The 25,230-nt window shown below is 53.7% G+C and carries 20 protein-coding genes; 10 read left to right on the top strand and 10 right to left on the bottom strand.

Annotated elements, in window-relative coordinates:
* Nucleotides 1-257: 257 nt before the first annotated feature.
* The 3 genes from ROO76_13025 (at nt 258) to ROO76_13015 (ending at nt 2,386) form a co-directional block, all read left to right on the top strand.
* A complete protein-coding gene (locus ROO76_13025) occupies nt 258-818 on the top strand; it encodes a DUF4136 domain-containing protein (GenBank protein ID MDT8069080.1) in 561 nt (186 codons plus the stop codon).
* 21 nt (nt 819-839) lie between these two features.
* Nucleotides 840-1,334, top strand: coding sequence for a hypothetical protein (locus ROO76_13020; GenBank protein MDT8069079.1), 495 nt, complete (start codon nt 840-842; stop codon nt 1,332-1,334).
* A gap of 200 nt (nt 1,335-1,534) precedes the next feature.
* Nucleotides 1,535-2,386, top strand: a complete 852-nt coding sequence (locus tag ROO76_13015; protein MDT8069078.1) for a hypothetical protein — start codon at nt 1,535-1,537, stop codon at nt 2,384-2,386.
* A 111-nt stretch (nt 2,387-2,497) separates the two neighbouring features.
* On the opposite strand, the gene ROO76_13010 is transcribed toward ROO76_13015, so the two are convergent.
* Nucleotides 2,498-2,950 carry a hypothetical protein gene (locus ROO76_13010; protein MDT8069077.1) on the bottom strand — a complete coding sequence of 151 codons (453 nt, stop codon included), beginning with the start codon at nt 2,948-2,950 and terminating at the stop codon, nt 2,498-2,500.
* A 1,244-nt stretch (nt 2,951-4,194) separates the two neighbouring features.
* The gene (locus ROO76_13005; protein MDT8069076.1) at nt 4,195-5,937 is read right to left on the bottom strand and encodes an alkyl sulfatase dimerization domain-containing protein; all 1,743 of its coding nucleotides are present in this window, start codon (nt 5,935-5,937) and stop codon (nt 4,195-4,197) included.
* Between the two features lie 538 nt (nt 5,938-6,475).
* Between ROO76_13005 and ROO76_13000 the strand changes: the two genes are divergently transcribed.
* The 7 genes from ROO76_13000 (at nt 6,476) to ROO76_12970 (ending at nt 13,744) form a co-directional block, all read left to right on the top strand.
* Nucleotides 6,476-7,744, top strand: a complete 1,269-nt coding sequence (locus tag ROO76_13000; GenBank protein ID MDT8069075.1) for a DUF3300 domain-containing protein — start codon at nt 6,476-6,478, stop codon at nt 7,742-7,744.
* 21 nt (nt 7,745-7,765) lie between these two features.
* Nucleotides 7,766-8,764, top strand: coding sequence for a DUF2950 domain-containing protein (locus ROO76_12995; GenBank protein MDT8069074.1), 999 nt, complete (start codon nt 7,766-7,768; stop codon nt 8,762-8,764).
* A 105-nt stretch (nt 8,765-8,869) separates the two neighbouring features.
* Nucleotides 8,870-10,333 (top strand): OmpA family protein, encoded by a 1,464-nt coding sequence (locus ROO76_12990; GenBank protein MDT8069073.1) that lies wholly within the window; start codon nt 8,870-8,872, stop codon nt 10,331-10,333.
* 187 nt (nt 10,334-10,520) lie between these two features.
* Entirely contained in the window at nt 10,521-11,510 is a 990-nt protein-coding gene (locus tag ROO76_12985; GenBank protein MDT8069072.1) for a VWA domain-containing protein, read from the top strand.
* Between the two features lie 264 nt (nt 11,511-11,774).
* Nucleotides 11,775-12,404 carry a hypothetical protein gene (locus ROO76_12980; GenBank protein ID MDT8069071.1) on the top strand — a complete coding sequence of 210 codons (630 nt, stop codon included), beginning with the start codon at nt 11,775-11,777 and terminating at the stop codon, nt 12,402-12,404.
* A 237-nt stretch (nt 12,405-12,641) separates the two neighbouring features.
* Nucleotides 12,642-13,169: a hypothetical protein gene (locus tag ROO76_12975; protein ID MDT8069070.1), complete on the top strand. Its 528-nt coding sequence runs from the start codon at nt 12,642-12,644 to the stop codon at nt 13,167-13,169.
* Nucleotides 13,166-13,744, top strand: coding sequence for a hypothetical protein (locus tag ROO76_12970; GenBank protein MDT8069069.1), 579 nt, complete (start codon nt 13,166-13,168; stop codon nt 13,742-13,744). Before ROO76_12975 ends, ROO76_12970 begins: the two co-directional genes overlap by 4 nt.
* A gap of 95 nt (nt 13,745-13,839) precedes the next feature.
* Here ROO76_12970 and ROO76_12965 read toward each other — a convergent pair whose 3' ends face one another.
* The 8 genes from ROO76_12965 to ROO76_12930 all read right to left on the bottom strand — a co-directional run.
* Nucleotides 13,840-15,228: a trypsin-like peptidase domain-containing protein gene (locus ROO76_12965; GenBank protein ID MDT8069068.1), complete on the bottom strand. Its 1,389-nt coding sequence runs from the start codon at nt 15,226-15,228 to the stop codon at nt 13,840-13,842.
* A 197-nt stretch (nt 15,229-15,425) separates the two neighbouring features.
* Complete coding sequence (locus ROO76_12960; protein ID MDT8069067.1) at nt 15,426-16,409, bottom strand: VWA domain-containing protein; 984 nt, start codon at nt 16,407-16,409, stop codon at nt 15,426-15,428.
* Between the two features lie 767 nt (nt 16,410-17,176).
* On the bottom strand, nt 17,177-18,520 hold the full coding sequence (locus ROO76_12955; protein MDT8069066.1) for a DUF2254 domain-containing protein: 1,344 nt from the start codon (nt 18,518-18,520) through the stop codon (nt 17,177-17,179).
* 203 nt (nt 18,521-18,723) lie between these two features.
* Nucleotides 18,724-19,941, bottom strand: coding sequence for a hypothetical protein (locus ROO76_12950; protein ID MDT8069065.1), 1,218 nt, complete (start codon nt 19,939-19,941; stop codon nt 18,724-18,726).
* 382 nt (nt 19,942-20,323) lie between these two features.
* On the bottom strand, nt 20,324-22,063 hold the full coding sequence (locus ROO76_12945) for a PAS domain S-box protein (GenBank protein MDT8069064.1): 1,740 nt from the start codon (nt 22,061-22,063) through the stop codon (nt 20,324-20,326).
* A 289-nt stretch (nt 22,064-22,352) separates the two neighbouring features.
* Nucleotides 22,353-23,264, bottom strand: a complete 912-nt coding sequence (locus ROO76_12940) for an amidohydrolase family protein (GenBank protein MDT8069063.1) — start codon at nt 23,262-23,264, stop codon at nt 22,353-22,355.
* A gap of 177 nt (nt 23,265-23,441) precedes the next feature.
* A complete protein-coding gene (locus tag ROO76_12935; protein ID MDT8069062.1) occupies nt 23,442-24,089 on the bottom strand; it encodes a hypothetical protein in 648 nt (215 codons plus the stop codon).
* A 55-nt stretch (nt 24,090-24,144) separates the two neighbouring features.
* Nucleotides 24,145-25,230, bottom strand: a 1,086-nt coding sequence (locus ROO76_12930; GenBank protein ID MDT8069061.1) for a CocE/NonD family hydrolase, incomplete at its 5' end; no start/stop codon positions are given.

Genomic DNA, 25,230 nt, shown 5'->3' with positions numbered 1-25,230 from the left:
AGCGCTCCTGGGGGCGTAAGCGTCTGTTGATCCGGTCTCTTCGCTGTAGCCGCAGGAACCGCATCCGAGCTTATCGGCAGAACACTCCCCAGCGAGGTTTCAACCGCGACAGCCGAACGGCGTTAGGAGATTCTCGCCGGATGCGCTGGTATTTTTCGCAGTAGCCTCTACTCCCTTCTCCATACAGCATACGGCCGGAAGCGAACGCGTACTGCGTTCGCACAGCAATCTCTGCGAAGCAGATCAGGAGCAAAGAAATGAAGCTGACGACACGTATCATGGCGATTGCCTTCTTCGCCTTCGCTGTTGGTTCGGTTCTCGCGCAGGATGTCCGTTACAACTTCGACAAGAACACGGACTTCTCAAAGTTCAAAACATACAAGTGGGTACAAATCAAAGGTGCTGATCAACTGAACGATATGGCTGACCGGCAGCTGAAACAGGCTGTCGATGCAGAGTTACTAACGAAAGGTCTGCAGAAATCGGACAGTGATGATGCGGATCTCTATATCGGGTACGAAGCTGCTATCAGCCAGGAAAAACAGTTCACCTCGTACAGCACGGACTGGGGTTACGGACCGGGATGGGGTGGCCGGTGGTACGGTGGCACGGGTAGCTCCACTACCTACGGCAGCACCAGTACAGTACAGATCGGACAGATCGACCTGGTTATGTACGATCGCGCGGCCAAAGCAATGGTGTGGCGTAGCAGTGCGAGCAAGACACTCGACGCGAAGGCCAAGCCGGAAAAACAGGAGAAGAATCTGAAGAAGGCCGTTGCAAAGATGCTCAAGAACTATCCACCTAGTTCGAAATAATCAGCAGGCCGGAGAAAAGAAATGAAATCGACAATAGCAGGGCTCGTCTGTGTCGTGATCGTTCTGTTGAGCGCGGCTAGTTCATTCAGTCAAACAGCTGAAGTTAGCGCGAAGCCCCTGACCGAAAACGATATCGCCTCACTTCGACAGGATCTTACTCGAAGCAAAGTGGATGTTATTTCCGCTTCAATGGAACTAACTAAACCAGAAGCAGACGCATTTTGGCCTGTCTATCGAGAGTATGCGAATGAGCAGAACGCTATTAACGCAAAACGCCTGGACATCATCCACGAATACGCCCGTGCAATGGAGAACCTTGATTCGGCGAAGGCTCATGACTTGACGGCAGGAATGATGAGCATCGACGACGAACTCGTCTCCTTGAAGCAGAAGTATTTGCCGAAATTTGAGGCAGCGGTAGGCGGCAAGAGAGCAGCGAAGTTCTACCAGATTGAGAACCGTTTGACCTTACTAATCAATTTGCAACTGGCAAATGAAATACCACTCATACAGTAAGGTTTTCTTCAGCTCAGTTTCGGCTCGGGTGCGCCCTCTTGTGTCGTCCACCTGGAATTTGCTGGTCATGGAACCTGGCGGCTATTCATTTTGGGATTACGTCAAGATCGGGACGCCTCTGCTTTTGTTGACGATGCTTATCACCGTTACGCTGGTGCGGCTGAGTTATCGCTTTTAGAAGAGGAAAGGGGAACTAAGTCATGAAGTCTCTTTGGCCCAGAATCATGAACTTCCTAACTGCGATGGCTATAGTGGTGTTTCTTTCGAACAGCGGCGCCGCACAGTCTGCAACTGGCGCGGCTCCCGGAGGTCAGCCGCCGGCCAGCGAACCATCTGCCAGTGAACTGGCGAAACAAACGCAAAACCCGATTGCGAGCTTGATCAGTGTTCCGTTCGAGGCCAATTCGGACTTCGGTATAGGTGAGCGGAAGGCCACCGGCGAACTGCTCAACTTTCAGCCGGTCGTCCCCTTTCCAATCAACTCGAGCACGAATATCGTTCTTCGTGTGATCATGCCGTTAAGCTCTCAACCCGCTCCAGACGGGAGTACACGCTACAGCGGTTTGGACGACACGCTTGCCACGATATTTTTCGCGCCATCGAAGGCGGGGCGCATTATCTGGGGAGTTGGGCCGGCCTTGCTGCTGCCTACTGCCACCAACCAGGCTCTCGGAACCGAGAAATTCTCCCTGGGTCCCTCGATGGTTGTCCTGACCCAGCCCGGCAAGTGGACGTTGGGCCTACTCGGCAACCAGCTCTGGTCGGCCAGCGGAGCGAAGGATCGCCCCTCCGTCAATGCGATGTACCTGCAGCCGTTTATGCATTACAACTTGGGGAAGGGACTATCCATTGGGGCCAGCATGGAGGCCTCGGCAAACTGGAAGGCGGAGGAAGTTTGGTCTGCGCCATTGCTGTTCAACGTGAGTAAGGTCACGATGCTAGGTAAACGCCCGGTGAAATTATCGATGGCGGCCGGCCCTTATGTTGCCCGCCCGTCAGGCGCTCCAAGCTGGCGGTTTCGCCTGGCGGCAACTTTCCTCTATCCTCGCTGACGTGCAGGAGATCGCGCCGTAGGAATGTAATCTAAGAAGGAAAGGAACACCCTGACAGATAAAAACCAGGGGCACAAACAGTGGGGACCCTAATGTCTCCTGTTTACCGTGCTACTCCTCGAAATGGACGATAAAATTAACCAGCTGCCACGGGTTCTGGTATGTCTCTATCTCAATCTCGTTGGTTTCCTTGTTTAGGCTCAAGAGGCACGCCGGAAGCACAGTCCCGGATCCGCTTTTGCCGTCAGCACTAATTGTTAGTTCAAGCGCACCGACGCTGTAATCTCTAGAGCGCGTACCCCCATACAATTCCGCGAATGCAAGATTTCGGTCCGTAACGAGTCGGAAACGCCGCTGTCCCTTCTCGGCAGGAAGTTCTCGAATATATTTCACGTCATTGCCCACAGAGCGTTCGGGCGAGATACGGCCCTTCGGTTTCATCTTCTCAAGAGCGCTCCGCATGCCTTCCGTACGGTTCTTCTTAAAACCCTCAATGAGTAATCTCTGGTCTTCAGCCGTTGAGAACGACTCGATGATGATTCTTACTGAGACCATCTGACCCATTTGGGTGCTCGTCCCTCTTGCATTTGCCTGGATCGTGATTCGCTTTTGCGCCTGAATGGTACTGGCTCCAACCAGCAACAGCAGGCACAACGTTGCGGTTTTGACAAGACACTTCACGTTCGGATACATCTTCGTTCGCCTCGTTGTTTGTGACTCTTCGATCAAAATAGCCGTCAAATGATGTGCCTACCATTGGCAAAACTCCTAGTCCGCCAAGATGCTACCCCCCGTGGTGACAAAACGTGACTTTCACGGCATCGTTTGTTCTGGAATGGCGAGCCTGCGTTTGGCTCACCATTGCTCTAACGAACTCTGAAAAGATTCTCGAAGAGCTGCGCTTTTAGAATCGAAATAGCGGTCCCACCACCATCTCGCCTTGAGAGCCGAGAGTGCCGCCTACGTGAACGACGCATCCTCCACCGCAAAAAACCGTAGCGTGAGGGTCCAATACTATTGGCAGGCCACTGCGCCTGCACTCGAACTCCCAGATGCTTCCCAGCGAATAGCTTTACACCGCCACCGATCCCGAAAGAAAAGCGTGTGAAACTCGTGTTTGCGTTACCGCTCACTCTAGTGGCGCCAACACTGCCGATGACAAATGGTTTCGCCCACGCAGGCCATTTATCGATAACGTACTCGTGAGTAAAATCCCCGTGATACTGGTCGAGAGTCGCTCGTTGTGGCGAAGAGAACACACTGACATCTTCCAGATGACTGTGCGACTCCTGCCTCGCCCACCTCATCTCAATTACGTCATCATTGTGAAACCGTACTCCAAAAGCAACTCCGTAGCTCGGGCCGCCATCGAACACGAGTCGCGGATGTGTTTCCTGGACAGCGGGTTCGATTGCAAAGCTGACAGGGGTGCGGTATCCAAACAGCGGTGTCAGGTCGAAATGCCGAAAGCTTGTCTCGGTTGACTCCTGGGCAGCGAGAGCAGCGGGAATCAATAGAAGAATTACGCCCAGAGTTGCGAACGTAGACGCGAATGGTTGCCGGGTGAAAACCATGTGCGCTTTCATAGCGATACATCCTGTGATATGGCTATGCGTTTGTCCAGATAAACTACAAGAAATAGACCACATCCAGCCTATCCATGAGCAGCACCGTAGCGGCCCCAGCGTTGTTGGACGGTAACAGGCACAACCATATACCTAACCTGTCGCGGATAATTGTTCAGAACGGAGATTCCGGCAGCCAATCCCGCTGCTCTGGATATCGATCGCTATCTTCGGGCGCTGGACTCAGTGTGCGTGGTCCAGGTAGGCCGGTGGAATCACCACTGCATTCTCTGGTCGGTAACGGTCGAACAAGTTGATCAAGCGAGCGGCTTCTGCCGTATCGCCTTTGACCATGACCTCTCCGCTCCTTATCAAGTCTTCCGGTGTTGCCCGGCTTAAATAGAGTTTGACCCAGGTCTCTCCAGACATCGCCAGCGTGACGTCGGGCTTGCGGTGGTACTTTTCAGGCTCCGGAATGAACTCAGCAACCGCACGCCGAATATGAAGACCCGCCTTGGACCCGTCGGAAAACTCAAAGCGAATGAGCTTGTTTGTCGTGTCGCTTTTTGCCGGGTCAATTCGAACACGGAAGTAGTCGATGAATTTTGAAGGGGCCGCCATGATGGACTCCGCTGGCGGCGGGATGAGGCGTGCGATCGTCGTCTTTCCTTCCAGGGCAAGTGCTTGCGACATAAGGTGGGCGCGATCGTTGGCGCCAGTCGAGACAATGGCCATCTGGCGCAAGGCATCGGCCTTGAGTTGGCGCGCATCCTTGTCCTGGTTGTCGACCAGGTAAAGCAGGTTGGCGAGTTTGGCTGCCCAAGCATATTCCTTCTTGTCCAGTGCGGCTCGCGCCGCCTCAAGGACTTTCTCGCGGCCGCCCATAAGCGGCACCAATCGGCGGGCTTCGTCGCCAGGCGCAAGCGGCTTGAGATTCGCTGCGTCGTTGTCATACCACCCAACCGTCTGGTAATAGATCGCCGGAGGATACGTTGAAATCTCCCCGTAGGACTGGAGGTTAGGAGGCGCCTCATCAAGATACTTTGGAAACTTAACGAAGTGACGCAGCTCATCCGGACCCATCCCGCCCAGGATGCCGCGGAGGGATTGATCGAGGACGAAGCTCACACCGTCAAGGTATTGCTCCAGCGTGTCCCGCACGTTCTTGGCACCGACGACCGGCCTGGACGCTGAAGAGATCAGCACTTCGGGATTCAGGTCACGCGTGAATTTCAGACCGGCTATCCACTCCCTTGGGTCACGGAACACATCGCCACGCAGCGGGTACAGTTGCGGCGGTGCGTTCCAGAGAAGCGTTGTAAAGACGATCTTGCGGTCGGGGAGCCAAACGGTCGTATGGACCTTGTCGTCTGAACCATACTTGGTGAAGAACTTAAGCTTGATCCCCAGGATCGTCATCTCCTCGCCGTCCTGCACGGGCCGATTCACGGGCAGAAAAGCGAAATCAACCTTGGTCAGGTTGGTTGGCACCACATAGGCATCCGGACCTTCGCTCGGCATGTAAGCATTGAACTGCGTCAGTGCTCGCGCCGTGAGATAGGGACCCACTTCTGGATAGAAAGCCGGAGCTCCGCCGGTCCCCATATTCTGCTTAACCACCTCGTTCAGATTCGGGTGGCCTATCACCATCACGTCCTTATTACCCTCCGCCAGCACGCCAGCCCCTGCCACCGGGTGCGAGTGGCCGTAGATGATCGCCTTGACAGGTTTCTTGGTAACCGTGCGGAGGGCTTCGAACATGCATTCGCCGTCGTGCTTGGTATCGCCGGTATCGAACGCGATGAGGCCATCTTCGGCTTCGATGACACTCATGGGGGCGAGCGCATAACCTCCGAAGACCCATATCCCTTTTGCAGGATTCTCGATCGTCGGCTTGAGCCAGCTGAAGTCTCCAATGCGATCGAGCAACTTCTTGTTCGTGATGGCCCCGTTTGGCGCTTTGGTCAGCTCGACTGGCGCCCCCATGTAGGGGTTAGTTTCCGCAGGGTTGGACCTAACTGTTCGTGGCGTGTGTGGATTCATTTGAAACCGCGCCCCGTGGGTCCCCTGGTATCCATGCCGCGCAACGCTGTGCGCTTGACAAGACACTTCAGGTTGGGATGCATCTTCGTCCGCCTGGTCGTTTGTGACGCTTCGGTCAAAATAGCCGTTCAAATGATGTGCCTACCATTGGCAAAACTCCTAGTTCGCCAAGATACCAAGCCTCCGATATTTTCTATCGGATCGGTTTCCGTCATAGCGGACGAACTCGCAGAAGGATGCGGATAACTCGGCTGAAACCGGACACAGGACTTTGTTAAGTGCGAACTCGAGTTGGGAACTCATCGCATAAATAAGGTGTGTTTCTAGTAATTCTCCCAGTGCAAAAGATCACACGCGGTTCATATCTTTGCTGAGAACACTTCTGTCCGATTAGAGGGCAACTAAAGCAGTTCCTATTCCCGGCGAAGTGCAGCAGGAAGAATGGTGCAATCACATGATGCCAAGATCTTTTGAGTTCAGGATGTTATTCAAGATATTCAATCGCGGGATTGCGGCGCTTTTATGCATGAGCCTCATGATCTATGCCGAGCCGCTCGCGTTTGGGACAGTAGTCCAGGAGCAGCAGGCGGCACCCGAAGCTGCGGCTATCCCGAATGACCAACTCGATTCTCTCGTGGCTCCAATTGCTCTATATCCCGATCCTCTCCTAAGCCAGATTCTTGTTGCATCCACTTACCCTCTCGAAATCGTGCAACTGAGCCAATGGATGCAGAAGAACAGCAAGATGGGCCAGGACAAGATGATCGAAGCCGTGAAAAAGGAAAGCTGGGACGCGAGTGTCCAGGCCCTGGTTGCACTCCCGGACCTGGTTAAGAATCTTGCTGAGAATATTAAGTGGACGACCGATATCGGGAATGCATTCCTTGCACAGCAGAACGATGTTATGGATGCAGTTCAAAGAATGCGCGTGAAGGCCAAGGACAAGGGCAATCTGAAGAGCAGCGAACAGCAAAAGGTTGAAACCAAAGTCGTCGAGAACAAAACAATCGTTGTCATCGAACCTGCCAAGACGGATGTCGTGTACGTCCCCTCCTACGACCCAATGGTCGTTTACGGAGCACCGGCATACCCGTACCCGGCTTATGCATATCCACCGCCGGGCTACTATGCCGCCGGCGCTGCGATCTCGTTCGGCGTGGGAATGATGGTCGGAGCTGCGTGGGGAGGCGGGGGATGGGGATGGGGAGCTGGATGGGGCGGCAATAACAATGTCTATATCAACCACAACAACAATTTCGTCAATAACTCGAATCGTCAGAACATTCAGGGCGGAAACCGCAATCGGGTAAATGCCCAGGGCAAAAGCAACTGGCAGCACAATCCGGAGCACCGCGGTGGGGCCCCCTATTCCGATCGTGCAACTGCAAACAAGTTTGGCGGAACCGCGCGTGGAGATTCGATGTCCACGCGGCAGGCGAACGCGCGCCAGCAGTCGCGCGGGCAGGCCGGCGTCAGCAATCGCGCCAGCGGGTCCGGTGCGGGAAATCGCGGCGAGAGTTACATGGGCGGCAATCGTGCTTCAGCTGGTACTCGTGATTCCGGCAGCCGCGGAGGTGGCGGAGATCGTATCGGAAATCAGAGCGTCTCGCGCGATTCCGGATCCAAGGGCAGCGCATTTGGTGGCGGAGGCAGCAACCGCGCTTCAGCCAGCGCCAGTAGTTCACGTGGGGCATCTAGTATGGGCCGGTCCGGCGGTGGACGTTCGGGCGGCGGTGGACGGCGGCGTTAACGACATTCTTGCGAGGACACAATGACAATCAAAATCTCAAGTTCAGCCCCCGGTAAGCTGGTTTGCGCAGCTGCTATCTTCATCGCGTGCCTGATTTGTGTTACCCAATCCACTTCGGCGCAGAATCAGAAAAGCTTCGCACCCTCAACCTCTCAGACAGGTTTCGAGTCTCCGGAGCTTGCCGCAGCAGCACTAATCAGGGCCGCGGCAGATTCTGACCAAGACTCTCTGCGAATCATCCTCGGTCCAGACGGCAACGACATTGTTTCTACCGGCGACGAGGTTCAGGACAAAAAGAGAATCTCCGATTTCATCGCCAAGGCAAATGAAAAGAAATCCTTCGAGAAACACAAAAACAAAGCGATTCTGCTGGTTGGAGATGACGAATGGCCGCTGCCGATTCCAATCGTCAAATACAAGGGAAAGTGGTACTTCGATTCGCAAAGCGGGCGTGAAGAAATACTGCAGCGCCGAATTGGAGCCAATGAACTCGATGCCATCGCAATTTGCCGAGGTTACGTTGATGCGCAAAAGGAATACGCTACCCAGCCTCACGATGGCGTACATCAATATGCCCAGAAAATCATCAGCAGCCCCGGCAAGCAGGACGGACTGTTTTGGCAGAATGCGGATGGTACCCCAGCAGGTCCAATCAGCGAAGCGATTGCTCGTGCCATCACGGAAGGGTACTCTTTGGAAAAGAAATCTCCGTATCATGGCTACTTCTTCAAGATATTGAAAGGGCAAGGACCCGCAGCACCCTTGGGCCGAATCGATTTCGTCATCGACGGAGTCATGATTGGGGGATTTGCCCTGATTGCCGCGCCCGCTGAGTATGGAGTCACAGGTATCAAGACCTTCATGGTGAGCCACGATGGACTCGTCTACCAGAAGGATCTTGGCCCTGACACGTTGAAGGCGTTTGCCGACATCGACCTCTACAACCCTGACAACAGCTGGCAACCGACTAACGATCAATGGCCTGTCGCCAAGGTCTCGGTATCCACAAACCAGCAATGACCCCACTGCCTCGCGTTAGTCATCATCGACTAACGCGAGACGCGAGAATTGGCCGGACCTGCCGTTGCCTTCGCGACGGCAGGTCTCGACGATAGGATATTCGCCATGAAACGCACTCCTTCCCTTCTTGTTTCTGCTGTCTTAGTCTTCCTTGCCATCACGTCTGCGGCAGCACAGACGCAACAAGAACCCAGCGACTCTCAGCTGACTACCAGGTCGGTGGCGGCTATCGGTTATCAGGTTGGTGAGAGTGGAACAAAGGTTGACCTGAAAGGCACCGACTTGATGCCGCAGGCGCGCGGCGAAGCAAAGGTCGAAATCAAAGATAAGGCGGCGTCTTCCACCATTCAGGTTTGGGTGAAGGACCTCGCGCCTCCCTCCAAGCTCGGGGCGGAATTCCTGACATATGTTCTCTGGATTGTTACGCCTGAGGGACGAACCGGAAACTCCGGAGAGATCCTCTTGAACTCGAAACAAGAAGGCAGCGTCAAGGTCACCTCTCCAGCGCAGACCTTTTCCCTTATTATCACCGCCGAACCCTACTTCGCCGTTCGAATGCCGAGCGAGATGGTGGTTCTTCAGAGCGAGATCAGAAAGGACACTAAGGGAAAGATATTTCCGGTCAGTGAATACAAATTGATGAAGCGTGCCCAGTATCAAAAACTCGGCAATCCACTTGCGTTAATCCCGGACACTCAGCGCATTCCTCTTGAGGTCTATGAAGCACGGAATGCTGTCGACATCGCAAAATCAAACTCGGCTGACAAGTACGCCCCAGACATCCTCTCGAAGGCCGAAGGCGGTCTGCAGATGACCGAGAGGTATCTGGAGAACAAGGCGGAAAGAAGCACTATCGTTTCTACGGCTCGGCAGACGATTCAGTTCGCCGAAGACGCCCGCGCTCTTGCTGTCCAGAAACAGGAGGAGGAACGCATCGCGAGCGAACGCGACGAAGCCGCCGCTAAAGCTAAGGCAGAAGCCGAAGCCAAGGCCGCACAGGAAGCGGCCGAAGCAAAGCGTAAGGCCGACGAAGAAGCACAGCGACAGGCCGAACTCGCAGCCGCAAAGGAAGAAGTCTTGCGAGTGAAGGAACAGGCAGCGCAGGCCGAGGCCGAGAGGAATCGCAGGGCTGCCGAGCAGCTACGAGCACAGCTCCTCGAGCAGTTTAACCGCATCTTAGAGACCCGTGATACGCCACGAGGACTTGTCGTCAATCTTGGAGACGTTCTCTTTGACACCGGCAAGTTCAACTTGCGTCCTGAGGCGCGAGAGAAACTCGCAAAGCTATCCGGCATTGTCCTCGCACATCCGGGACTAACGCTCGACATTGAGGGCCATACAGACAGCGTAGGGAGCGACGAATTCAACCAAAAACTGTCAGAGCAGCGAGCTTCCGCGGTCCGGGATTATCTAATCAGCCAGAACTTGCTTGATATGAGCGTTACCGCAAAAGGATTCGGCAAGACACAGCCGGTAGCGGACAACGCGACGCCAGCGGGACGTCAGCTTAATCGGCGGGTCGAAATCATCGTCTCGGGGGAGGTCATCGGCCAAAAGATCGGTACGTAAGGCCCGGAAACCAGCTCGGCCAGAAAGCAAGGACCTATATAAAGGATGAAGTCGAGCTTGTGGAAAACTAGGCCTCAAAATTATTGCAACTTGAGAACCAGCCATGGCATCTGCTTGACCCACAGCAGTCAGTGCCTCAGCTATACGTGCTGCAAGGCTGCAATCTTTGGGGATTTTCCAGAGGCCTATGCGTTCTCGAGCGTTTCTCTCTTCTGCGGTTTTGACAGGCTTGTTGTCGCTGATCGGTTCGGTGTTGGTCCTTCCTCCCGCAGTACTGGCTCAGGGTGGCCCGACTGTACTGATGTCTGCTCCCGAGCCACTAGATCCCGCAGTCCCTGTCTTGCGCACCGACGTTAACCTGGTTCTCGTTCCAGTGACGGTGACAGATGAACTCGACCGACCGATTCTGGGACTTGAGGGCAAGGACTTCCTGTTATTCGACGAGAAGCAGCCACAGCGTATTGAGTATTTCTTCGAAGAAGACGCCCCAATGTCTATCGGCCTGGTGCTCGATTTCAGCGGGAGCATGCAGCCAAAAATGGACGCCTTGCGCGAATCGGTACGGCAGTTTTTCAACAACGCTAATCCCGATGACGATTATTACGTTGTTGCCGTTTCGACAAACCCAAAAGTAATCGCCCGGGGAAGTCAGTCGCTCCACGAAATTGAAGCTGCTCTCAGCAATGAGCAACCGGTCGGGTGGACGTCCCTAATGGACGCAGTGGACCTCACCCTCAGAATAATGAAGAATTCACGTTATTCGCGGCGGGCACTGGTCATTGTTTCTGACGGCGGAGAGAATGACAGTCACCTCTCCAGCAGTCATGTTGTCAAAGAAGTTGAGGAGTCGAACGCGGATGTCTACGCTGTGGCCATCTTCGATGAGCCGTTGCTTTTCATGAAGCCTCTCGAAGAAAAGTTGGGCAAACGATTGCTCACCAGGCTCACCGATGTGACAGGTGGCCGCACCATTAGCGTCGATAACGCCGCAAAGGTGCCGAAGACCTTCGCGGACCTGAGTCGCGAAATGCGCAGTCAGTATATCCTCGGATATCATCCATCTGAGCTAAAGCACGATGGACACTGGCGCAAAGTCAAGGTCGAGCTCGCCACTCCACTTCGGAATGCGCAGGTTCAGACTTACTTCAAGAAGGGATATTTCGATCCGCAAAACTGATCTGAAAGGATCCTTTTCTTTCTGAGACGACTTCTGGGTATCACATTTGTAGCCGCTTCCGAATAAACAACAAGACAATAGGCCACCTCGCACCAATCTCGTCGTGGCGGCACCCTGCCGTCCGATATCTTGTATTTCTGCCAGTGGTTTTGAGTGTGCATGTCGGCTAGCGTTATCAGGATTGAACGACGAAAGGCCGCTGCCATGCTTATGCGCACGTTGTTTTCGATATCGTTTGTTTATGCATGCTTTACTGGAACCGCATTGGCTCAATCCGAACACGTACAAAGGACTCTTCTAGTCAACGGCCAAAGCGGAAATGTAAACGTTTACCGCATTGACGGAAAGTCCTATGTTGAATTGGAGACCCTGGTCCGAATCGCCAATGGATCAATAGCATTCGAGGGAAACACCGTTATCCTCACCTTTCCTGGCCCGAAGGAGAACATCGCGCGGGAAACTCCAGCACACAATCAGCAGGACGAGTCTGTCCTGTCAAACGAGTTCATGAAGACCTCGATCGAGTCCTTGGGAGCCGTCAAAGAATGGATCAATACTCTTACCTATGCCGCAAAGCGTGGCGTGCCGGGCGATGGAAGCCGAATCGTGGTCCTTCAAGACCGCGCCACAGAGACTCTGCTCCAAGCAAAGGCACACGCATCCTCCAATGCTGATCACAATGCACTTCAGTTGCTCACAAACAACTACAACACTCTCAAAGCGTGGAGTGACCAACTAATAGGTGAGCGCCGAATCATGGACACCGGTAAGTATTCACTTTCGCCAGAATTGATCGACCGCGACGAGACATATCAGAAGATTGTGGCATGCACAAAGTTTCTCGCTGCCATGGTACCCAACGGACAGTTTCAAGACGATCGCTCGTGCCACTGAAGGTATATTAGTTGTTCCAACCGACAACATCTTCGTAGTTTCAATTCTCCCTGCTAGCAGTTTTGCCAGTCCCCTGTCTGAATGTTCTTAGCTTACCTTCACAATGGACTTGATGTCGTCCGCCTGTCGCAACCAGAACGCCTCATCGAGTTTGAACAGGCGGGGCGTCCTCAGAAGACCTGCGGTATCCAACCCGGTCACAAAGGAGAATGACTGATGAGGAGACGAATCATAACGGTGGGGATATTCCTCACGATTATGGCCTTCTGTCCCTTTGCGCTCTCGCAGCAGAAGCCACAAGATACGAAGCCATCCAATAAAGCTCAGGAACAAAATATACAGGAATATATTGAGTTGATCCGGAGCAATGTCCGCCAAGAGAAAGCTCAGATACTCGGCGCCGTGATGCAACTCGACGCGGCTGATGCGGCACAATTTTGGCCCATCTATAACCAGTATGATGCCGAACTGGCGAAACTGAACAAACTAAGAAGTGACAACATCCTCGATTATGCCGCCACTTACGATTCACTGACGGACGCCAAAGCCGATGAATTGATGAAGAAAGCCATCGACTACCAGAAGCAGCGTACAGATCTCCTGGTGAAGTGCTACGACCGGTTGAGAGGTTCTGTCGGTCCCGTCATGGCAGCACGCTTCCTGCAAGTTGAAAACCAGCTCCTCTTAATCATCGATCTTCAGATCGCTTCAAACCTGCCACTCATGGAAGAACAATCTGAACTCGCGGAAGGAGATAAGAAATGAGACGATTCCTTACCATTGCTGGCGTAATTGTTTTGATGGCGATCTCAGCGATTTCACAAAACCGAATTACAATTCCGGCTGGGACGCGCATTCTCGTCCGCACCATAGAGCCGATTGATTCGAGCACTAACAAAACAGGTTATCGATTCACCGCAACGCTTGAAACAAACCTGTTGATGGACGATGTTATTGTGGCGCCTCGAGGTGCCACTGTGTATGGCCAACTTGCAGAGGCAAGTTCTGCCGGCAAGATGTCAGGCAGCTCGAAGCTCAAGCTCGAACTGACGGACATTGTCATCAAGGGCACAGCCTATCCTCTCCTCACCAGCAGCTTTGAACTTAGAGGACAAGGAGAGGGGAAGAAAACGGCTCGAAAAGTAGTTGGCGGAGCCGGTTTGGGAGCCCTGATCGGTGGAATAGCAGGCGGTGGAGCGGGAGCGGCGATTGGCGTAGCCGCCGGTGCTGCCGGCGGAACCGCACTGGCTGCAACAAAGAAAGGCGAGCAACTTAGGATCCCCAGCGAGTCACTTATCGAATTTCGGCTCGCGCAAGCGGCAATGTTGCCTAAGCCCTAAAGTAAGTCATCCCGGTGTTACCTAATCAGCGCTGAAAGCGGGCCTCGACAGCCAACTTTCAACCGCGCTGCAACTGATCATTCAGTGGTGTGCGTTCAGTTTACTTCGAACGCCACATACATATATTTGCGGGATCGCTCTATCCACAGCACGACTGCGTCCCCAGGCGAAAGTCCGTCAATCATCTTACGCAATGAATCGACGTCGGACACGTCGGTGCCGTTGACCGAATGAATCACATCAAGCGACTGCAATTCACATCCGAAACTTTCACTGTCTGAAAGTTTTCCAGTGACTAGAACACCTGTCTGCTGCCGTATACCTATAAGTCTTTCGCTCTGGCTTTTGCTAACATCCGATGCCACTATACACAGCTTACGGATAAAGTTTTTTTCTGGGTCGTTCGCTGGTACTGTTTCGCTAGAGCTAGCCTCTTCACGGTAAACTACCGGGATTTTTAGCGTCACACCCCCACTCTTCCGGGACACTTGGAGGGTAACGACTTCTGTATTCTTCTTGAAGTACAGCAGGCCCTCGAACTCCGGTGTGCTCCCGATTGACCTGCCGTCCACCGTCAGTATCACGTCGAAAGGTCTCAGACCAGCATGGCTGGCGGGCGAATCGGGCTTGACGTCACTTATGATCACTCCCCATGGCCGAGGCAGGCTCAATCCGCGCGCAATCACCGGCGTAATATTTTGCACATCCACACCGATCTCGCCGTGGTGGACTTTTCCCTCTCGGCGGATTTGGTCATACACAAACTTGATAACCTCGCTTGGTATTGCAAATCCGAGTCTCTCACCACTCATAGCCTCTGACGTTATCCCAACCAGGTGACCGTGAGTGTCGACCAGGGCTCCACCACTGTTTCCCGGATTAACTGCTGCATCGGTCTGAATAAGAGGAACGCTCTTGTCCTCCGATTGCCTCGCAACCGAGCTGACTATTCCGATCGATACCGCGTTCTTCATCCCGACCGGATTTCCGACCGCTATGACAATCTGCCCCTGACGCAGCTCCGAATAATCTGCGAGAGATAAGGTCGGCAAATTCGTTGCATTGATTTTCAAGACAGCGAGATCGGTATCTTTGTGGGAGCCCACTACCACTGCTTCATACTGGGGACCCTCGTCTTTCAGAACCGCAGATGCCGATAGGGCGTCCGGGGAATTCAGCGCAACTCGAATCCGTTTGGCACCTCTGACTACATGTAAGTTGGTGACGATATAACCGTCAGAACTTACGATGACTCCGGAACCGATTACCTGTTGTTTCGTAAAAGTAGCCTTGTCGTCGTCATCATCCGGGAGATATCCGGTGGCAAAGATCTGAACTACAGCCGGAGCTACATGCCGTGTAAGGTCCGTGAGCGAGTCGCTGAACTCTGACAGTGACGTTCGATGCGGATCATCTCTCTGCGCCAGGCAGGGAGTGGACATGAGCAGACCAAGAATAATGGTGCAGACCGGAATGCGACACATGTTACGAAACCTCCGCCAGATATTTCCGCTGTAGACCAGCAAAACTTTGTTCACGTTTCAAACGTAGGAGCAGTACGACCTGCCTTTCACAAAAGGTTAACGACAACACATCTCCAGTGGACACTGCCACAATTACCAGTTCGTGCTTCGTGCCTGGCCGGGGAAAGATTGCCTGGTCATAGTTCGCTACACGAGCTTCAGCGAAACGCGCAGTGTTGCTCGGGGAAATATCCGGTCTTGGTTCTCACAATGAGTTTCCCATTACGAGGCGCATTGACCACCACTTTGATTGTCCGGTACCCGCAATCTTCCTTGGGTGTACTGGGTCGATAAGAGATCGTGTACTGATTGCGAATGTCTCGAGCCACTTGCATGCTAATGGCGTTTACTTCTTCCACACTCTTTGGCAGGTAGGCGATTCCGCCTGTTGATTCCGCGATCAGGCGAAGAGCTCGCTCCAACCGCTCTTTCCTTTCGTCGTGGAGAATTCCGATCGTATACACGATTGGCCCGTCCTTAACCGCCAGGGCCTGGGCCGTCTCCTGCAATGTGTTGGAACTCATGTTGTCATCGCCATCAGTAATCACGATCAGAACTCTTTTCTCCAGAGCCACGTTCGTCTTCAAATAGTCGACTGACGCCCTCATGGCGTCAAAGAGGGCTGTACTGCCACGGAATTCCACTTGATCGAGTGCACTTCGCAGTTTGTTCACGTCAGATGTGAAGCCTTGGTCCAGGTACCAATCCTTGTTAAAGTTCACAATAAACACTTGATCTCGTTCGTTGCTGGCATTGACGAGATTCAATGCTGCCTGGTTTACCGCCGAACGTATCTCGATCATTGAGGCTGAGCTGTCTACAACCAATCCCATCGCAACAGGAATATCTTCGCGTCGAAAAGATGTGATTTTCTGCGGCTTTCCGCTTTCCGTCACTGTGAAATTGCTGATGTTGAGATAGCTAACCGGCTGATGCCTTTCGTCTAAGACGCTCAGATTCAAGACTACTTCTTCAACTTCCTTACGGAAGCGGAACAGTCCCAGGTCCTGTCGAACTGGGGAGCGCTGATCCAGCATCTGCTTCGGTGCTTCGCCATCGCTTGTCAGCACTTGGCATGGACTTGGCACACTGTCGCCTGCCACAGACAAATAAATAGTCAGGAGAATAGCGAATGCCTTCATATTGAAAACCTTATTGAATTCGGAAGCGCGTTGCGTCTCCTCGCTTTGGCGGTTGACTCGACTCGATGAAGGTACTGCGTTTCATTTGTAACTACAGCTGGAGGTTCTGCCAGTACCGTGGACAACGCTAACGAGTTACTCTCATCCATCAGACCGATGAGCGCCAAATTAAAAGAACGCGCATTTGAAGATTGGCTTCGCGAGTGGATGTCGCGGATCACATCGGAACCGTCGATACCAATGCCGCACGGGCGCCCACCGCAGAAGGAGCAACGATTAGAGCCTCCTGATGTTTCAGAACGGACAAGTACGACGAAGTGAAACTCAGTGTGGTTTAGTTTGCGGGGAGGAGATGTTGCTTCAGCAGCTCGAACCGCGGTCCACGTTATTCCATATCCCAAAATCCAGTTTCAGAATTTTTTCGCTTTGAAATGGCCTGCTTTCTCAGACACTTAGCCTCACACGGCCTTTCGCTGAAGAGGAACCAATACAACGTGATTTCCCTCGCGCATCATCGGTTCCCAGCTGAGAAAGCAACTCTCACAAAGCCACACGTTCTTCACGATCCGCGGTTCGAGACCGGGCAACCTGACATGAAAACTGAATAACTTACCTTCGCCAAATCGGTACCACTTTTGCAGACAGTTTGGGCCAGCGCACTTTGAGATATCTAGTTCCGCCATACTGGTTCGCTCCATAGTTCCTTGCCAAGGGGGGCATCCCCCTTCTCTTCGTCAGGACCTTTCTGGGCATATATGAAGTGAGCGTCAGCTCCGGAGAACGGGCGGAACGCATACGTCTTCATCCGTACCTTGACGGGGAATCCCGAGCCCCTGACGATCCTCCATAGACGCGACAAATCTGTCTTGTGAATCGCTGAAAGACTGGTCGATGGTTGTTTTGAGGCGATCTTGCCAGTATCTGAGCGCTGCATGGCGTTCATGAGGTAAGACTGCCATCATCTCGCTAAATACCGCCTTCATGCGGCGCATCACCTGCACACTACTCGATCCGTAAAATCTAATCTCATCAAATGCGACACGAAGGAAATCTTCCCAGCTTGGAAAAGGAATCATGACTCGAACCTTGCCTTCATTGTCATGGAATATCCCGATCTCCAATCGACGCCTCCCGAGCCGGGTCAATAAGTCTTCAATCTGGTCCAATGCCTGGACTGCCGTCGTTGGATCATTAATTGCTGGCGAAAGCGCTCGGATAGCAATATCCACGAGCAAGCGAAGCGCGTATTTGGGATCTTGCTCAAACGTGCGTTCATCACCCAGCACCAATGCTCTCATCAAATCTTCGCGGGGCAGCATCTCTTTGCCATCTCGAACCTGCATAATCGGTGTCGACTCCAACACGCTGTCCCCTACAGCCGCCATTAGCTCGATTACGCAATCGTAGTGTGTCGCTAGCTGCTCTAAGGTAGAGAGCCGAATTGCCTGAACGAACCGCGGACTTCCGTGGTACAGAACGACCTGGCTCCCCTGTATCCTCTGCACTTCCCGGACACCCAGTTCCGGATGGTGCGTGATCGGGGGATAAAGTTCACCGATTATTTCTCTTCCTTTATCGCCGATAAAGATCAAGATTCGGTTAACTTGAAGCATCCCGATTCGATTGATGAGAGCGATGAACATTGCGATGCTCGCTAACAGCAAGGCGACAACAACCCCCAGAGAGATCAAAGAAACGCCGCCCGAATTACTCCTATCCACCCAGGCCAGCGCTGTTAGTGCATAGAAAAAGGTTGCAGTGAATATTCCAAGCGCGTGCGAAATCAAGGAGTCTCTGGCCATCAAAAGGACCAACCGAGGCGAGTAAACCGTCGCACTGAATTGGACCATCAAGAATGCAAGAGAAAATACGATTCCGGTCAGAGCAATCATGCCGGAGGCGATCGCAGAGTAAATACTCATAGCAGCGCTCGTGCTGATAGATGAAACCAATTCCGGCAGGAAAATGCTGGTGAACCGGGGCACAGTAAAACCTGCGACTATCGCCGCAACAACGTATGACACCGGAATGAGCCAGGTCCGGATCTGCGCAATTCGAAATTTAGAAGAGACATCCCTGAACTTCGGAAAGAATGAGTTGAATGCAATCATTCGCGCCTCCACCTGCAAGTCCGGAGGTCAGAAGGGGGCAGTATCACGAGACGAGCGCAAAGAAAGGGCGGACAACTAGCTCCTATAGACCGGTGACTTGTCACGTAGGCCTCGGTTCGGCTGCACACCTCGTAGTATTGAGGTGGAGTCAGCTCGCTGGAACTGCCAAAACTTCTAGCGTCCGATGCAGGATCGGTCCATCTTTAGAACGCCATTTTGATGATTCGTGTGAGGAGTTCTTCAGGCGAGAAGATAGTCAGCAGAAGAGGAATAATCGGCGCCGCAGCGGCGGCGCTCAGGACGGCGATTTCCTGCAGCCCGAAAGGAATCGGAACCGTACGTATCTCGCGAAGAATGTCGTAGCTGTTGGCAAGATCAGCGAGGGATTGGATATCGCTCGTTCCTAGCAGTTCTTCGCCGGTGCCGTTGCGAACCCACTTATTATCAAACTTCTCGACGTATCGTTGGGCTAGCAGTCCGTATTCAGCCCATCCTTTCCTTCTTGAGGCAGCCATCTTGGGACTGAACATCAACAATGGAGCGAGAAATGCAGCGACAAAGAACACGACAAAGCCGAGCGCCTGCACCTTGAAGGAAAGTAAGTTCTCCCCCATGTAGAGGACGCGAGTGGCTACGATGCCAGCGAGGAGCACTCCTTGCGCGAACAGGACCGGGCCGAACGCGTAAGCACTCTTGCCCAAGAAGGCCAGTCCGGTGCAACGATCCGGGTGCGTAGGAAACAGGTTCAGGTTCATTCGGCTGACCTGCCACAGGAAACGAAACCAGATAAATATCCGCATATACCAGCGCAACAGGATGAACTGGAAAACCGGTATGCTGACAAACACGTACCAGTACCCAGCCGGAGTCAGTTCCCATCGCCCGCCGGCCATCCCATACCACGTCGAGATATCCAGGACAATTCGGCCGCTCCATACCCATAGACCAACGGTGTAGACCAGAACCAACAGCGCGAGTTCCAGCCAGATCGAATTGCGCAGCCTGACGGCCGAGTTGATAGCGTCGTGAAACCGGGACAGATCCTCTGGCAGGACAATTCTCCGGTCAACGAAGGCACAAACAGCGGAACGGAGCCGCGAATGCGCAAGCAATTCGGCAGCGATCAGGACTGGAAGAGCAACAAGAAACCGCGCATGTACCTCAATGTCATGAAAGAACGAGATTCGGCCTGCGCTGCTTCCAGAACCCAGGACGGTGAATAGCAGCAACGGCGCCCATGTGAACAGCGCGATGAACAATACCCTGCGATGAAGCAGTTCCAGATTCTTTCCAGAGAGGAGCGCCTTACGAAGCAACTGGAACGTCGGACCGCCCAAGACCAGGGAGAAATTATACGATCCCTCGAGGACAGTAGATTCCTTGGTCGGGTGCGAGTCCACGACCTTTTGGGCTATTTCCATGTGTGAGGCCTCTACGGAATAGTTGGTTCAGGAGTGTTTCCCGTTCTTAGGCAACTTTCGCGGCCATTACCTACACGCAACCGTTTCGCACGATAGTTTCGTACGCAACCCACTCTCCGCACACTGGCAAAAATGCCAGCTGGAATTTCGCAAAAGCCACTACCTGTACGAGCGTGTAAAACCTTCCCGGTTGGCGTAACAGGTGGTGTTTGTCAGCCTGGGCGATCAACATCGTCCGCGTCGCCAGGTTGGCTGCTGGGTCACTGAAAATTGAGCGCGGCTTACAGAAGGCGGGTAAAAAGACGTTTGCCGCAAAGCGAACTCCTTTTAGATGACCGTATGCAAGACTGATGCGACGTACTATAGCCAGTTCTTACATCGGTTATCGCAGGCTCTTGAGACCGGACTGCAAGGGGATGTGTGCATCTACTACCGTGCCCTGACCGGGGTGCGAGTCGAAACTCAATTCGCCTTGTACAAGTCCGACACGTTCGCGCATGCCTGCTAGCCCGAGTGAGTTCGCAGCATCGATGGACTCCAAATCAAATCCCTTGCCATCATCGGCAATTCGCATGCGGATCTCGTCACTGTTTTGTGTTAAGTCCACAGTTGCCCGCTTCGCACCACTGTGCTTCATTACATTTTGAAGAGCCTCCTGCGCAACGCGATAGAGGCACAGTGCAACATCTTTCGGCAGCATACGCACAACGTCATGAGCAGTGCATTCGATTCTTAGGTTTGCGCCAAGCTCCAACCTGCGGCAGAAGCTATTCAGCGCTGCGGTCAGTCCCAATTGTTCCAGAGGGAACGGATGTAGTCCGTGCGACAGGCGCCGAACGTCTTCTGCCATTTCTTTGGTCCGCTTAGACAGTTGCTCAATGTGCGCACAGAGGTGCTGTTGATCGGGTGGATTGTCTTTCAACCGATCTAAATTGACCGCCAGAAGGGCTAGGTGTTGACATATTCCATCGTGGAGTTCCTTGGCGACCCACGCTCGCTCTTGCTCTTGCACCGTTATCAAGCGTCCGCTCAAGTTGCGCAAGCCTTCTTCGGCCCGCTTCTGCCCAGTGATGTCCTCCACCACAGAAATGAAGTACTTGGGTTTTTCTGTAACAGTCTGCACAAGCGATACAGTTGACTTCGCCCAGAACTGCGACCGATCTTTCCGTATATAGCGTTTCTCGGTCGAGAACGTCTTGGCCGCGCCAGACAGAAGTTCTTGCACACAACTTAGGTCTTTCTCGAGATCCTCAGCACAGGTTATATCGTGGGTGGTCATCTGAAGCATCTCTTCTCTCGAAAAGCCCAGTAGAGAGCATAGTTTGTCGTTTACCCGCAACCAACGACCATCGGTCGCAATATGGCCAATGCCCACGGCTGCTTGATCAAATGTGCTTCGGCTGAGTTCTTCGCTTTCTCGCAGGGTTTCGTCCGACTTCTTACGAGCCAGCGTGCTGGCAATAATCTGCGCAACGAGTTTCAGTCGCTTCACCAAATCGTCCGGCCAGTCGCGTGCTCGCTGGATATCATTGAAAGACAGAAAGCCGATAGCCGGGCCGCCACCCACCGCTAGCGGAATGGTAAGCGAGGTCTTCACACCGAAGTACTTCCATGATTCCTTATCGCGTGCCGCCTCCGGTGGCAGCTTATCCAGAGACGAAACAATAATGTCTTTACCGGCCAACAGTTCCCGGCGACACCACGGGAAGTAGTCCTGCGCATCCATTCGGTCTGGGGCGGGCGGCCCGCCCGGGGGACGAAAAAGGTGCGTCAGTACGTATGTGCTCGAACTTTCCACTTCGTTCTGCCATAGCGCGGATACATCAACACGGAGGCATTCACAAATGCGGCGCTGTGCGTCCAATATCTCAGCATCGACTCGATTAGCAGGCAGATTCACGAAACGTGCCGAGAGGTCGGCGACCAGGGTCTCAAACTCGAGACGCTCTTCCAGCTTCGCCCGTATATCTCGCTTCAGAGGCATATTGGGCCGGAAACTACCACTTGTATTTCTGCCCCAGATTCTAGCATTGCCTGGCAGCAAAGGTTGTGTCTCTGTGGCGGAAAGCATATCGGTGCTCTCGCCGGCAATGTCAGGCGTAATGCAGCCGAAGGTGTCCACGACAGAAGTCACCGAGTATCGATCGTTAATCTCAGGACCGTTGGTTCGTCGCTATCTGCTCAAACTCTCCACCTCCATGGCCTGGATGAGGGCGGAGCGTCGATAGAGGCGAGCGGTGCACGGACCTCCCCACGGATTGCTGGGTTACTGTCCTTTTCAGCGATGTGTGCCAGCTCATCGGGAAACCTAATGACGCCGCAGGATTATGGCGAAGCAGCGAGACGGCATTGCTGCGGACGTAGTTGACCTTGAATGAGGTCTGTCGAAGGTTGCTCTCTCACTGCCATCGCTATTTCAGGCGAAGAAATCGCGCGGCATTGTCATGGAGAATGTCCCGCTTTTGTTCTGGAGTAAGCAAAGGATCGTTCAGAATGGAATCGATGCCTGCCGAGAGTGCGTCCGGCCAGACCATTTCATCGGAGCCAAACATGATGCGTTTTTCGAAGCCGGCATCAATCAGTCGCTGAAGGAAGCTGTAGAACTGTTTTCGAGGGAACGCGTAACAGATGACACCTACGTCGACATAGAGTTGTGGGTGCGCATAAAGAGCAGCAATCGTATCGTCGGCGAATGGCCACCCGGCATGCATCGCCCAGATGCGCAGTTTCGGATGCCGAACCAGTACGTCTTCCAATAAGAGCAGACTCGAAGAACGCATGCGGTAATTCGGCGATGAATAGTAGGGCGCGCCCGGCGGACCAGGGCCCATATGAATACCGATGGGTACGTCCAATTCTTCGGCGAGGGCGTAATAGGGCTCCATGCGCGGATCATTGGGAAGTACGCCGAAATACTGAATGCTGACTTCCGCGAACGCGACGATCTGTTTTGTCTGCACAAGTTGACGAAGCTCATCGATCGTCGGTTTGCCGGACCTGGGATCGAATGGAATTGCGGGTAAGATCCGGTCGCCACCTTGCAGTTTCCACTTGCCGAGCAGTCCCAGGGGGTCAGCTAGCGTATTTCCCGAGGTAATTGCGGTGACATTGCGAGCCTTCATAATCGCAACGGTCCTGCGTATTAGCTCGTCATCGGTCAGCGGCGAACGTAGGGGGGATGCGCAGGGCGGAGTCTTAACGAACGTTGCGCCGTATTGCTCTCCTGGTGTCTTTGCGTCGCGCGTCGGCCAGGAAGGATTGGGCGCGCATATGAAGGCTGGAGGTGGTCCCAGATCATTGGCATGCAGTGCATGCAAGTGCATGTCGATGATGGGTCCGCTGTACGGGGTGACAGCTTGCGCCGCGCACCAATGAGGCGCAGCAGCTGAAAAAAGAACAAGAACTAACGCCCGCATGTTCATGCATTCTCCCCTTAAACCAGGTTTCTTTTGCTAATTTTCGACCCCATCAGAGCTCTTGCATCTCCAACATGACGGAGACTACTTTCCTGAATCGCTCACCCTTTTTGCGTGGATTGTGAAGACCATCTTCCTGCTCCCGTCCGGTTGTTCGCTCTCACCCGTTTGTGTGAACGACGTTGCGGTGATGTCGGACCAGACCTCGTGCCACAGTGTCTTCTTCCCATTGTGCGTCTCCTGCTCCTCGATAGCGAACTGCTTGCCATCCCAGTTCATCGTGATGTCATTTAGCGCGCCCTTAAGGTCGCATGTGTAGGGGAGCTGGCTGTTGCATTCCATGCCATGGAAGCTTTTGGTACCGTTGTCCCACCAGATGATTCCGAGGAGAAACACGTCGCCTGCCGGGGTGGGCAGCCTTTCGTCCTCGATCAATGTGAATCCGCCGGGGCCAGCGCGCCACGTTTCTTCACCTGAGCGCGTGACGCCGTTCGTCATCCCCGGACTTGGCTCAGACTTCACCTCCAGGGACCACTTACCGGAAAGAATCTTGGTCAGGCTCCGCAGCTCGGCAGAGGGCTCCGCAGCGCGCTGGGCCGAGCCTTGGGATTTGTCATCCAGATTCCGCGGATGCTGGGAGGTCGGCACTGGTTTCCCGGCTTGTTGCGCACTCACCGGGTTACAGCACAATGCAACCGCGACCAAAAGTACTTCGAGAATTGACGCTCTCATATTGTCCTTCCATACAATTGAGTTGAATGGAGCCTGCTGATTCGGCTTGCGCCAATCAGCGATCGGCGGCAACTGGGGCCGCAAGAGGCAGAGTCAAACGACTGTTTCGCTTCGCATCGTGAAAGATCTTGATGTGAGCAATACGCGCATCTTCCAGCTTTTCGTACCCGATGCGCCCGCCGGTGTTGTAGTTCTTCTGATACTTTGGAGAATTCAGTGGAGTGATGGTCAGGCGCAACCTGGCGCCGGCCGGAATTCTTCGCGCCATCCAGTAAAACTCAAATGGAATTTCGGCGACCTGGTCTGGAGCAAGAAGCTCAATCTTGAAGACGCTATTGCGGAAGCGGGCCCGACGTATATCCTCACCGAGTTCGACCGAAGAGCCGTCCGGCAAAATCATCAACACCTGCGCCCAGAGATCGAAGTCCGGAGCATCCGACTCCACGACCAAGTTCAGTCGCATTTGTCCTGCAACCTCGGTATCGTGAGCGAAAGGTTCGGAATGGAAGGTGATCGCTCGCTTCTGGAAGGCACGGAACTGGCTCAGGAGGTTTTCGTTCTCGGCATACTTCGCAACATCCAGTTCCGGTAATTCATGCGGATCGCTGACGATGGTGGCAGGCGGTTCATTGCCCGGTGCGTTTGACAGCAGGAACCCGGAATGAAAGACGTCCTTTGGAGTGCCCTCGGGATCCGACAAATAAAAATCCAGGACTTGTCCGGACGAGGCCGATTCCAAGGTCGGCGCATACCGCCATTCATCGGCGCCCAGCATGAAATAGGCAACCCAGTCGCGCAGGAAGGCGGGCCGAGGTCCCCGCCCGAGCGCCCAGTCATACCAGTCCGCCTGCAACTTGTTCATGTCCAAAACAGCAGCCTGAGGAATCGCAAGACCTTCGATTTCTTTCGCCGGATGTTGGGTTCCGAGGTGGTCCCATGGGCCGATCACGAGAACCTGCTTTGCCATCTCCGCAGCCGGTGCGTGAGCTACATAGGCACGGTAATAGCGAAGCGCCCCCGGCTGGTCATCATCGAAATAGCCCGTCGCTGTAAGAACGGGGAAGTTCATCCGCGCATAGTCCCGCGGTTTTGGTTCGGCCGCCAGATTGAAAGCCTCGTCGCCCACATGGTTGAGCCACGT

This window comes from Terriglobia bacterium (assembly GCA_032252755.1).
Classification (GTDB): Bacteria; Acidobacteriota; Terriglobia; order Terriglobales; family Acidobacteriaceae; genus JAVUPY01.
This window is presented reverse-complemented; position numbering and strand designations above follow the sequence as displayed.